This window comes from Kitasatospora sp. NPDC088742 (genome assembly GCF_055584905.1).
The window spans coordinates 72,481-82,940 of the sequence record NZ_JBVJLD010000038.1; the positions used below are offsets into that span (position 1 = coordinate 72,481).

Consider the following 10,460-nt stretch of genomic DNA (forward strand, 5'->3'; position numbering starts at 1 on the left):
GGTGGCCGGCGCGGCGGCCCGGTTGCACGAGGCCCGGGCCCTGGACCAGGCCATCGCGGAGGTGGACGCCGCGCTCCGGCAGGCCGAGGACAGCCTGCGGCTCAACCCGCGCATCTCCGAGGGCGTGCTCTCCAGGCTGGTGCTCCGCACCGGCCTGGACACGCTGGAGATCTGCGTCGTGGTCATCCGGGTCCTGGCCCGCTCGCTCACTGATCTGGCCAAGCGCCGCGGCGAGGTCGAGGCCCTCTTCCCCCCGGACGAGGCGCTCGCCCTCGGCGAACTGCTCGGCCACGTCGGCGACGCCCTGGTCAGCTTCTCCGTCCTGGTCACCACCCAGGTCAGCCGCAACGCCGAAGCCGCCGAGCTCCGCCTCACCGGCGAACTCGCCGCCGCCCACGCCGTCCGCGACAACGTCGCCGTCCTCCTGCTGGCACGCGTCCAACGCCACCCGGACGCCTGGCAGTTGCACGGCGCACTGCTCGCCGAGGTGGACCGCGTCCTGGACGAGCTCGACCTCGAACACCGCTCCCGCCGCCTGATGGAGGAACTCGACCGGGAGACCGTGGCCCGCCGCGACCGCCTCACCCTGCCCCACCGCCTGCGCCGCCTGCTCGGCGGCTGACCAGGCGACCCGCTGCCCGGAGGAGATGACGGACGATGAACCGGTTCGACGACTTCCTTGACCTGCTGGACCACCCCGTGTACGTGGTCACGGCCGCCGCCGGGGGCGAGCGGGCCGGCTGCCTGGTCGGCTTCGGCAGCCAGAACTCGATCGACCCGGCCCGCTTCACGGTCTGGATCTCCAAGGCGAACCACACCCACCGGATCGCCCTACGCGCGCCGGTGCTCGGCGTCCACCTGCTGGACTCCCGGCAGCCGGACGGCCGGGCACTGGCCGAGCTGTTCGGCGGGCGCACCGGCGACGAGGTCGACAAGTTCGCCGCCGTCCCGTGGGAGCCCGGCCCGGAGGGAGTCCCCCTGCTCACCGAAGTCCCCGCGCGCTTCGCCGCGCGCGTCCTCGACCGCGCCGACTGGGGCGACCACACCGGCCACCTCCTGGAGCCGCTCGCCACCCGGGTCCGCGAGGGTGCCGCCCGGCCGCTCTCCTTCCGCGACGTCGCCACCATCGACCCCGGCCACCCGGCCTGACGACGCCGGGCACACCCGGACCGGCGGGCGGTCCCGTCGCGCGGGGGAGTTGCGCGCCGGAGTGTTCGGCGCAGCCTGGAGGTGGAGCGGCTCGGCAGCGGCCGGGCCGCCGGTACCCGCTCCCGGAGGTGTGTGAGCGATGGCGAAGTTCATGGACGTGCACCACAACATGGTCGGCATCACGGAGGAGGACCTCAGGGCGGCCCACATGGCCGACCTCGCCATCGAGGCCGACGAGGGTGTCCACTTCGAGCAGGCCTGGGCCGACCCGGACGCGGGCGTCGTCTACTGCCTCTCCGAAGCGCCCTCCAAGGAGGCGGTCCAGCGCATCCACGAGCGCGCCGGCCACCGCGCCGACGAGATCCACCCGATCTCGCTGATGGTCTGACCCAGCGTCAGCCCACGGCCCCCGCCCCGTCCCCACCGCCTCGCGGGCCGGGGACGGGCTCACGAGGGCGGGCCACGAGGTCCCGCTCGCCGGGGTTCGGGCTCCCGGTACCGTCACGGGGACACCCGGACCGAAGGGGAGCGGCCACACGTGGAGCTGGGCATCATCGGGCAGGCGGCCGGGCTGTTCGCCGTCACCAACATCGACGACATCCCCCGACAGACCCGAGTGAACCGGCGGCGAGCGGGCAGCCGCACCCTCACACCGCGGCGACACGTCCGCGGGTGCCGCCTGACCACCCGTCACGAGGGGGAGCGTTGAACAACGCGAAGACCGTCGCCCACCGCCTGACCATCCGCGTCCTGAACAGCGCCTACCCGGACGTGGTGCTCGCGGGCCGTCTGGTCTTCGACTCCACGGATCCGTACGCCGTGCAGCTGCACGTGGTCGAACTCCGGCCTGACGCACAGGACGAGCCCGTCGTGCGCTGGACCTTCGCCCGCGACCTGCTCGACCAGGGGCGGCGGGCGCCGGCCGGACCGGGGGACGTCCTGGTCGCACCGGGCCGGGGCGGCACGGTCCTGATCGAGCTGCGCGGCTCGTCCGGCACCGCGGTCCTCAGCATCCCCGGTGAACAGGTGAAGTGCTTCCTGGAGGACGCCTTCGCCCTCGTCCCGCCGGGCGAGGAGACCCGCCACCTCGATCTGGACGGACGCCTCACCCGTCTACTGGTCTGACCGGACGAAGGTCCCGTCGGAGCTCCCGTCCAGGACGTGCTCGCGCCCCCAGGCGCCCAGCGGGGCCAGGGCCTCGTTGAGCCGCGCTCCGGCGGCCGTCAGCGAGTACTCGACCCGGGGCGGCACCTCGTCGTACGCCTCGCGGTGCACGATGCCGTCCGCCTCCAGCTCGCGCAGGTGGGCGGCGAGCACCTTCTCGGTGATGCCCGGTACCAGCCTGCGCAGCTCCCCGAAGCGACAGCACGGCCGCTCCGCCAGCACCCAGAGGACCAGCACCTTCCACTTGCCGCCGATCACGTCCATCGCCGCGTCGATCCCGCACACGTACGCCCCCGGCCTCGGCACGCTCGCCATCCCCACACCCCTCCGTGACCTGCTCGCTCACCTCAGGGTAACCACCCACTCCGAAGTACGTACTTGATCGTTCCCCGGCCTCGCGACGAGCCTGGGACACATGACGCCGAACACCACTGACACTCCGTCGAAGACCCCGATCACCTTGCTGGGCCTGGGGGCGATGGGCACCGCACTCGCCTCCGCCTGGCTCGCCGCCGGGCATCCGCTCACCGTCTGGAACCGCACCTCCGCCCGGGCCGAACCGCTCGCCGCCCGGGGCGCCACCGTCGCCGCCACCGCCGCCGAAGCGGTCGGCGCCAACCGGCTGGTGGTGGTGTGCCTGCTCGACGACGACGCGGTCGGGAGCACGCTGGACGGCCTCGACCTGACCGGCAAGGACGTCGTCAACCTGGTCACCACCACGCCCGGCCACGCCCGGGGCCGCGCCGCCTGGGCCACCGAGCGCGGCGCCCGTTACCTGGACGGCGGGATCATGGCCGTCCCGCCGATGATCGGCGTCCCGGCGGCAGGCCCGTACGTCTTCTACAGCGGTTCCGGCGAGCTGTTCCGCGAGCACGAGCCCGCTCTCGCCGTCCCGGCCGGCACCCACTACGTCGGCGAGGACGCCGGGCTCGCCGCGCTGCACGACGTGGCCCTGCTCAGCGCCATGTACGGGATGTTCGCCGGGGTCGCGCACGCCTTCGCCCTGTTCCGCTCCGAGGCCGTCGCCCCGAGCAGCCTCGCCCCGCTGCTCTCCTCCTGGCTCGGCGCGATGCTCGGCTCGGTCACGACCACCGCGGCCCGGCTGGAGAGCGGAGACCACACCACGGGCGTGGTCTCGAACCTCGCCATGCAGGTCGCCGGTGTGCCCACCTTCCTCCGCACCGCGCAGGAGCAGGGGGTCAGCCCGGAACTGCTCAGGCCGTACTTCGACCTGATGGAGCGTCGGCTGACCGAGGGCAGTGGTACGGAGGACCTGGCCGGGCTGATCGACCTGTTGCGCCGCTGACGCACGCGCCACCTCACCGGTCGTACCGCCCGTGGTGCGACGCGTCGTGAGCTAGTCCGAGGAAGGGGGCCAGGACCACTCGCCGGTTCCCGGGGCGCCCGGAGTGGAACCTCCGACGGTGCCGGAGCCGACCGAGCCCCGGGCCCCTTCCCGCCCGAACCCGACCGGCAGCCGCCGGCCGCCCTCTCCGCCACGGGGCGGGCCACCGTGCGCCTGTACCGGGCGCCCGCCCGCCGTGATCCCGAGGCGTACCTGCCGGGGCTGGCCGACGCGCTGAGCGTGCGGTGGATCGTGCTGTCGGAGCTGGGGCGGGAGCAGGACTCGTGGGCCGCCATCGGCGAAGCGGTGCTGGCCTGGCGGGAGTTGGCCCAGGGCAGCGCGACCGGCGGGCGAATGGAGCTGCACCGGATGCGGCTGGCCCTGGCACTGAGCAACCACTCCGTCGCGCTCGCCGCGCAGCGCCGGTTCGGTGAGGCCACCACCGCCTGCGAGGAGGCCGTGGACCTGCTCCGGGCGCTGGCGAGGAACCGGCCCGGGCAGTACACCGTGGTTCTCGCGGGCGTGCTGCACAACCTGGCGAACCGTTACTCGGAGCTGGTCGTCGCCGAGCCGGAGGCCGCCGAGACCAGCGCGCTCGCCGTACTGCTGCGCCGACGCCTCGCGACGGCGCAGCCCGACGCCCACCTGGCCGACCTGGTCAACTCGCTGCACAACCACGCGATCGACCTGATGAACCTCCATCGGCACGACCGCGCCGTAGTGGCTCTCGACGAGTGCCTGCGGAAGGCGCTGCAGCTGGTGGAGGAGGACTCCGAGGTTCATCTGCCCCGGCTGGCCCGGGTGTTGGTGGCCCTCTCGCACGCGCTGGACGGGGTCGGCCGGGCCGAGGAGGCGGCGGTGGCCGGTACGCGCGCGGTGGTGTTCTACCGGGCGCTGGCCGCCGCGCACCCGGAGCGCTTCGAACCGGACCTGGCGCGGGCGCTGTCCGGTGCGGCGCTGTCCGGACTGATCGCCGGCCACGGTGCCGACCACTACCGGGCGGCGCAGCAGGAGCGGTTGGAGGTCTGGCGGCGGATCCGCGAGCGCGAGCTCGCGCGGGAGCGCCACCGGACCCGCTGGCAGCGGCGGCAGGAGGCGCTGGTGCGCGCCGTCCTGCCGTGGGGCGAGCGGGCGCCGGCGCCCGCTCCGCTCCCCGAGCCGGCCCGGGCGCTGACCCAGGGTCAGCTGGCCGAGGCGGTCGAGACGGTCCGCGCGGGCGTGCAGCACCTGGCCGGCGAGGTGGCCGTGCAGGAGGTCCGGGCGGACGGCGCGGCCCGTGCGGCGCTCGCCCTGACGGTGCGGGTGCCGCCCGCGCGGTTCGACGTGCTGGTCGCGGAGTTGTTCGGCGCGCAGCGGTCGGCTGTACTGGCGGGCCGGGCGGTGGCTGCGGCGCTGGGGCGCACCGAGCGGCGCGCGGTGGAGACCGGTGAGATCCAGTCCGGCGAGGCCGGGCTGAACGGGCTGCGGCGGGAGCTGGAGCAGCGGCTGGGGGTGGAGGTGGACCTGGCCGTGGTCCGCCACCCCGACGCGCCGCACGGACCCGCGGCCGAGCCGCTCCCCCGGCGTGCGTACGGGAAGCTCTACCTGCTGGCGGTGCCGGAGGAGGTGATGGGAGTGCTGACGGCCGACCTGGGGGCGCGGTTCCAAGGCCGGAGCCTGACCGTCTCCTGGGTGACGGTGGACGTGACGCGCAACCCGGACGTGGAGGACGGGCTCCCGGCGCTGGACGACTTCGTCCGGTGGCCGACCCTGGTCGAGGTCGAGGGCAGCGGCACCACGGCCGGCCGCAGGGCGGTGGCGCGGACCATCGAGCGGGTGATCACGGCTCTGCAGCGCGCGGGCATCCGCGCCTCGGCCGCCACTTTCGGCTGACCGACGGACCGCCGGCACCGCCCCGCCGTCGTCCGGCGGGTCGGTGATCCCGCCTTCCAGGGCCCCGACGGTTCGAGGTCTTCGGTGAGGGCGACGCCGGTGCTTCCCAGGATCGACAGGGAGGTCCCGCTGTGCGGGGAGGCGATCAGCAGCCAGGCCGGGCTGTCACCGGCCGGGCGACGTGCCGGGCCCCGTCAGGTGGGCAGGGTGAGCCGGACTTCCCAGCCGCCGTGGGCGGTCGGGCCCGACTCGACCGTGCCGCCCAGCAGTTCGGCGCGTTCGCGGAGCCCGACCAGCCCGTGCTGGTCGCTGGGCAGGGCGAGTGCGACACCGGTCGGCGCGGTGTTGGTGACCGTCACCCGCAGCAGCGGTCCGTCCTGCCACGCCCGTACCTTCGCCGAGGCGCCGGGCGCGTGCTTGCGGACGTTGGTCAGCGCCTCCTGCACCGTCCGGTAGACCGCCCGCTGCACCGGCGGCGGCAGCTCCTCCGGCAGCGCCAGATCGAGCTCGGCCGGGATGCCGCCGACCGCGACCAGCCGCTCCAGGTCCCCGATGGTCGGCTGCGGGGCGATCTCGGTCGGCTCGCCGCCCGAGGCGCGGAGCACCCCCACCATGAACCGCAGCTCGTCCAGCGTGCCCGCGCTCAGCTGACGGATGGTCACGGCGGCCTCGCGGGTGTCCGGGTCACGGGTGCTCACCTGCAGCGCCCCGGCCCGCACGGCGATCAGGCTGACCTGGTGGGAGACCACGTCGTGCATCTCGCGTGCCAGCTGGGCCCGCTCCTTGGCCAGCACCCGCTGGGCGATCAGCAGCCGTTCGTGCTCCCTGGCCTCGGAGATCTCCACCAGCCGCAGCCCCAGATCCGCCCTGGTGCGCACCAGTTGGCCGAGGAAGACGGCGGCGGCCGCCAGCCCCAGGGTGTATCCGAACACGATCAGCCGGGAGAGGGAATCAGGCGGCACCTCGTACCCGCCCATCTCGACCGAGTAGCCGAGCGCGAACAGCACCGCGCAGCCCGCCGGGAGCACCGGACCGCGGCGGGTGGCCACCGTGTAGAGCGCGATCAGGGCGGCGATCTGGGCGTCCGAGACCACGACGGCGGGCAGGGTCAGCGCGAACGCCACCAGCGGCCAGGGCCGGCGCAGCAGGAGGGCCACCGCGCCGAACGAGGCGCAGGCCAGCCGCCAGCCGCTCGGTGAGTCGACGCTGATCCACACGTCCAGGGCGGCGACCGCGACCAGCAGCACGTCCTGCACCGGTGGTGGCAGGCGGACCTGACGGGGCCTCATCCGGTGCTGCCCCGCTCCTGCTCCAGCAGGCCGGAACGCTCGGCCAGCAGGGCGGCCTGCACCCGGCTGGTCACCTCCAGTTTGGTCAGGATCGCGCTGACGTGGTCCTTCACCGTGCCCAGGCTCAGGTGCAGCCGCAGGCCGATGTCCGCGTTGGACAGCCCTTCGGTGATCAGCACCAGCACCAGCCGCTCGCGCTCCGACAGCCGCGCCACCCGGCGGGCCGCCGTGCCGTCCACCTGCCGGCCCAGGTAGCTGTCCACCATCGCCCGGGTCACCTTCGAGGACAGCACCGTCTCACCGGACGCCAACGCCCGTACCAGATGGGCCAGTTGATCGGGGTCGGTGTCCTTCAACAGGAAGCCCGCCGCGCCCGCGCGCAACGCCGCGCTCACGTACTCGTCGTTGTCGAAGGTGGTCAGCATCGCGGTGACCGGCGGCCGTTCCAGGGCCTGGAGGTCCGCCAGTACGGTCAGGCCGTCCACGTCCGGCATCCGGATGTCCAGCAGCACCAGGTCCGGCCGCAGCCGGGTCACCTCCGCGAGGGCCTGCCCGCCGCTGACCGCGCCGACCACCTCGATGTCCTCGGCCGCGCCGAGGATGTGCTGGAAACCCGTTCGGATCAGCGCCTCGTCGTCCACCACCAGCACCCTGATCAATGACCCACTCCACTCCAGCTCGCCACGACCCCCGTCGACACCTCCCCACCCTGCCCTGTCACCCCGCCCCGACGGAAACCGGCGCGGCGCGGCACACCGCGGCGGGGGACGGCACGCCGAACGGCGGAGCGGGCGGCCCCCGCCGATCGACGGGGAGTCGGAGCCGACCGGCTGGCGGAGTCCGGATTCCTGCCGGATTCCGCGGCCGGGCCCGGCTGCCAATGCTGGGGGGCATGCCCTTACGTACCCCGACCGGACGTACCCCGCTGCTGCCCTTCCTTCCCTTCCCGACGATCCTTCCGGAGTTCTGAACAGTGAGCGCACACCACGCAGCCCTCCCGAGACCCGGCCAGTGGGACGGCGCCGCACCGGCGGCGGTGATGAGGGTTGTGCTGGTGGACGACGAGACGCTGGTGCGGGCCGGGTTCGAGCTGATGCTCGGTCAGGACCCGCAGATCGAGGTGGTCGCCGCCGTGGACGGCGGCGGGGCGCTCGCCGCCGTGACGGAGCACCGGCCCGACCTGGTGCTGTTGGAGATCCGGAGGCCCGACGGGGACGGGTTGGCCGTCCTGCGGGAGATCAGGGCCCTCCCCGATCCGCCACCGGTCGCGATGCTCACCACCTTCGACCTCGACGCGGACATCACCACCGCCCTCCGGGCGGGCGCGACGGGTTTCCTGCTCAAGGACACGGCCCCCGAGGCGCTCCCCCGGCTGGTCCGCTCGCTGGCCACCGGCGGGACGGTGCTCTCCGCCGACGCCCTGCGCGCGGTGGTGGACGTCCACCTCCGTGTTCCGCGCCTCGACCTCGAGGCCGCCCGGCGGATCGAGGGGATGGCTCCCCGGGAGCGGGAAGTGCTGGTCCTGCTGGCCGAGGGGCTCGCCAACGCCGAGATCGCCCGGCGGCTGGGCCTGACCGTCGGCACCGTCAAGGAGCAGGTCAGCAGCGTGCTGGCCGGACTCGGCGTCGGGAACCGGGTCCAGGCCGCGGTGGCCGCCCAACGCGCAGGCCTGCTGGTGGAGTTGTGAGACGCCGTCCGCCCGCCTGGGCCGTCGGGGCCGTGCTGGTGGGAGCCGCGCTGGCCGACGTCTGGGTGGCCGCCGGGGGCATGGCGCAGTGGGACATGGTCGTGGCCGTCCTGGCCTGCTTCTGCCTGCCGCTGCGCCACCGCCATCCCGTCCTGGTCTTCGCGCTCACCCTGCCCGCCGCGATGGCCGACGACATCGTCGTGGCCCCGCTGCTCGCGCTCTACACCCTGGCCGAACACCACCGCGACCGCCGGCTGCTGGCCGCCTGCGCCGTCGCCTTCGGCGTGGCGTCCGTCATCCCCTGGCCGCTGCAGCACGTCACGAGCGGCCTGATCGCCGTCAGCTACTCCATCGCGCTGGCCATCGCCCCCGTCATCCTCGGGCAGTTGGTGCAGACCCGCCGCGACCTCGCCCAGCGCCTGACCGACCTTCAGGAGTCCCAGGAGCAGCAGCGCGAACTGCACGCCCGGACCGTCCTCTCCCGGGAGCGGGCCCAACTCTCCCGGGAGATGCACGACGTGGTGTCCCACCAGATCAGCCTGATCGCGGTGCACGCGGGCGCACTCCAGGTCAGCACCAAGGACCCGGCCACGCAGGAGGCCGCCCGGACGATCCGCACCCTGAGCGTCACCACGCTGGACGAGCTGCGCCACATGGTCGCCCTGCTGCGCGCCTCCGGTGTCCGCGGCGACGAGCTCACCCCGCAGCCGACCCTGACCCAACTCGCCCAGCTGATCGGCAACAGCGGCATCCACGTCCACATCGACGGCGACCTTCCCGAGGACGCCAGCCCCTCCGTCGAGCGCGCCGTCTACCGCACCGTGCAGGAGGCGCTCACCAACGCCCGCAAGCACGCGCCCGGCGCGGCCGCGGTCATCGAGGTGCGCCGCCCCGGCCGCGGCCTCGACGTCACCGTCACCAACGCCGCTCCCGCGCGCCGATCCGTCGCCCTGCCCAGCTCCCAGCAGGGCTTGATCGGCCTGCGCGAACGCGCGGAACTCCACGGCGGCACCTTCACCAGCGGCCCGACCCTCGACGGCGGCTTCCTGGTCCACCTCCACCTGCCCGACCGAACCGCCTGACGCGTACCCGGCGCCCGGGCCAGCCACCCGGCGGGAGCCAGGCGGCCGTCCGACGGGGTGGCACCGGCTCTCCGCCGGATGGGCTCCGCAGCCGCCGGAGGCGACGGTGGGACCATGACCGCAGCCACCGCCCCAGCCCGGCCCCGCCCACCCACGGCACCCGTGCCACCCGCCGCCGACGGCGGCCGGTGGCAGCGGCGGGCCGCCGAGTCCACGGTCTGGTACCTGCGGCTGCTCGCCCTGCTGAATCTGGTGGCGGTGCTCGCCGTCCCGTTCCGGGACCAGGTGCAGACGCACAACGAGGGCGAGTTCTTCACCCCGTACCTGATGACCGCCGGCCTGACCTCGGCCTTGCTGTCGCTGCTGCTGGCGGTGGCGATGCGGCGCCGCAAGCGGGCCGCCTGGATCTTCAACCTCGTACTCGCGGGACTGACCTGGCTCGCCATGATCGCGGCCCTGGTCCTGTCGGATGCCGAGTTCGACTTCCGGGGGCAGGGGCTCAACTGGCTGTCCACCGTGCTCACCGGCCTGTTCGTCGCGGCCCTGCTGATCGGGCGCCGGGAGTTCACCTCCAAGGGCGACCGCGCCAACCCCAGGGCCGCCCTGACGGCCGCCGTCGGCGGCGTCCTGCTCATCGCCGGTGTCGGCACGCTGCTGATCCAGGCCACCAACTCCCTGGCCGGCGCCGGGTTCCTCGACCTCCTCGACTACACCCTGGCCGAGTTCGTCACGCTGGAGCCCGCCGAGCTCACCCTCGCCGTGATCGCGGTGCCCGCTTGGGTGAACGGCTTCATCAACGCGATGGGCGCGGTGCTCTTCCTGCTGGTGCTGTACGTGGCCTTCCGGTCGCCGCGCGGTCAGGAGCTGCTGAC

General features: G+C 74.0%; 11 protein-coding genes and 2 pseudogenes. 10 read left to right on the forward strand and 3 right to left on the reverse strand.

Going from position 1 to position 10,460, the window contains the following annotated elements; all coding sequences use genetic code 11:
• The 5 genes and pseudogenes from ACZ6ZR_RS26555 to ACZ6ZR_RS26575 all read left to right on the forward strand — a co-directional run.
• Positions 1-622 (forward strand): annotated as a pseudogene (locus ACZ6ZR_RS26555) (hypothetical protein); the annotation flags it as partial.
• A 35-nt stretch (positions 623-657) separates the two neighbouring features.
• The gene (locus ACZ6ZR_RS26560; protein ID WP_465646359.1) at positions 658-1,149 is read left to right on the forward strand and encodes a flavin reductase family protein; all 492 of its coding nucleotides are present in this window, start codon (positions 658-660) and stop codon (positions 1,147-1,149) included.
• A 139-nt stretch (positions 1,150-1,288) separates the two neighbouring features.
• Positions 1,289-1,537 (forward strand): SCO4226 family nickel-binding protein, encoded by a 249-nt coding sequence (locus tag ACZ6ZR_RS26565; protein ID WP_465646361.1) that lies wholly within the window; start codon positions 1,289-1,291, stop codon positions 1,535-1,537.
• Positions 1,538-1,687: 150 nt separating this feature from the next.
• The gene (locus ACZ6ZR_RS26570) at positions 1,688-1,858 is read left to right on the forward strand and encodes a hypothetical protein (RefSeq protein ID WP_465646363.1); all 171 of its coding nucleotides are present in this window, start codon (positions 1,688-1,690) and stop codon (positions 1,856-1,858) included.
• The gene (locus ACZ6ZR_RS26575; RefSeq protein WP_465646365.1) at positions 1,855-2,274 is read left to right on the forward strand and encodes an SsgA family sporulation/cell division regulator; all 420 of its coding nucleotides are present in this window, start codon (positions 1,855-1,857) and stop codon (positions 2,272-2,274) included. Before ACZ6ZR_RS26570 ends, ACZ6ZR_RS26575 begins: the two co-directional genes overlap by 4 nt.
• Here the strand turns inward: ACZ6ZR_RS26575 and ACZ6ZR_RS26580 are convergent.
• A complete protein-coding gene (locus tag ACZ6ZR_RS26580; protein ID WP_465646367.1) occupies positions 2,263-2,628 on the reverse strand; it encodes a winged helix-turn-helix transcriptional regulator in 366 nt (121 codons plus the stop codon). The two genes, ACZ6ZR_RS26575 and ACZ6ZR_RS26580, sit on opposite strands and share 12 nt — an antisense overlap.
• A gap of 100 nt (positions 2,629-2,728) precedes the next feature.
• Here ACZ6ZR_RS26580 and ACZ6ZR_RS26585 point away from each other — a divergent pair, with 100 nt between their 5' ends.
• Positions 2,729-3,619: an NAD(P)-dependent oxidoreductase gene (locus ACZ6ZR_RS26585; protein ID WP_465646369.1), complete on the forward strand. Its 891-nt coding sequence runs from the start codon at positions 2,729-2,731 to the stop codon at positions 3,617-3,619.
• A 207-nt stretch (positions 3,620-3,826) separates the two neighbouring features.
• Complete coding sequence (locus tag ACZ6ZR_RS26590) at positions 3,827-5,530, forward strand: hypothetical protein (protein ID WP_465646371.1); 1,704 nt, start codon at positions 3,827-3,829, stop codon at positions 5,528-5,530.
• A gap of 194 nt (positions 5,531-5,724) precedes the next feature.
• Here the strand turns inward: ACZ6ZR_RS26590 and ACZ6ZR_RS26595 are convergent, their stop codons facing one another.
• Positions 5,725-6,819: a sensor histidine kinase gene (locus tag ACZ6ZR_RS26595; protein WP_465646373.1), complete on the reverse strand. Its 1,095-nt coding sequence runs from the start codon at positions 6,817-6,819 to the stop codon at positions 5,725-5,727.
• Positions 6,816-7,478 carry a response regulator gene (locus tag ACZ6ZR_RS26600; protein ID WP_465646375.1) on the reverse strand — a complete coding sequence of 221 codons (663 nt, stop codon included), beginning with the start codon at positions 7,476-7,478 and terminating at the stop codon, positions 6,816-6,818. Before ACZ6ZR_RS26600 ends, ACZ6ZR_RS26595 begins: the two co-directional genes overlap by 4 nt.
• Before the next feature lie 380 nt (positions 7,479-7,858).
• On the opposite strand from ACZ6ZR_RS26600, the gene ACZ6ZR_RS26605 reads away from it, so the two are divergent.
• The 3 genes and pseudogenes from ACZ6ZR_RS26605 to ACZ6ZR_RS26615 all read left to right on the forward strand — a co-directional run.
• Positions 7,859-8,506: a response regulator gene (locus ACZ6ZR_RS26605; protein WP_465646383.1), complete on the forward strand. Its 648-nt coding sequence runs from the start codon at positions 7,859-7,861 to the stop codon at positions 8,504-8,506.
• A complete protein-coding gene (locus tag ACZ6ZR_RS26610; protein ID WP_465646377.1) occupies positions 8,503-9,588 on the forward strand; it encodes a sensor histidine kinase in 1,086 nt (361 codons plus the stop codon). Before ACZ6ZR_RS26605 ends, ACZ6ZR_RS26610 begins: the two co-directional genes overlap by 4 nt.
• A gap of 114 nt (positions 9,589-9,702) precedes the next feature.
• Positions 9,703-10,460: pseudogene (locus ACZ6ZR_RS26615) on the forward strand (phosphatidylglycerol lysyltransferase domain-containing protein); the annotation flags it as partial.

What these genes read in the sequence shown, in the direction of transcription:
- ACZ6ZR_RS26595 (WP_465646373.1), bottom strand. Translation starts at nt 6,819, where the DNA reads ATGAGGCCCCGTCAGGTCCGCCTGCCACCACCGGTGCAGGACGTGCTG.
- ACZ6ZR_RS26580 (WP_465646367.1), bottom strand. Translation starts at nt 2,628, where the DNA reads ATGGCGAGCGTGCCGAGGCCGGGGGCGTACGTGTGCGGGATCGACGCG.
- ACZ6ZR_RS26565 (WP_465646361.1), top strand. Translation starts at nt 1,289, where the DNA reads ATGGCGAAGTTCATGGACGTGCACCACAACATGGTCGGCATCACGGAG.
- ACZ6ZR_RS26605 (WP_465646383.1), top strand. Translation starts at nt 7,859, where the DNA reads ATGAGGGTTGTGCTGGTGGACGACGAGACGCTGGTGCGGGCCGGGTTC.
- ACZ6ZR_RS26560 (WP_465646359.1), top strand. Translation starts at nt 658, where the DNA reads ATGAACCGGTTCGACGACTTCCTTGACCTGCTGGACCACCCCGTGTAC.
- ACZ6ZR_RS26585 (WP_465646369.1), top strand. Translation starts at nt 2,729, where the DNA reads ATGACGCCGAACACCACTGACACTCCGTCGAAGACCCCGATCACCTTG.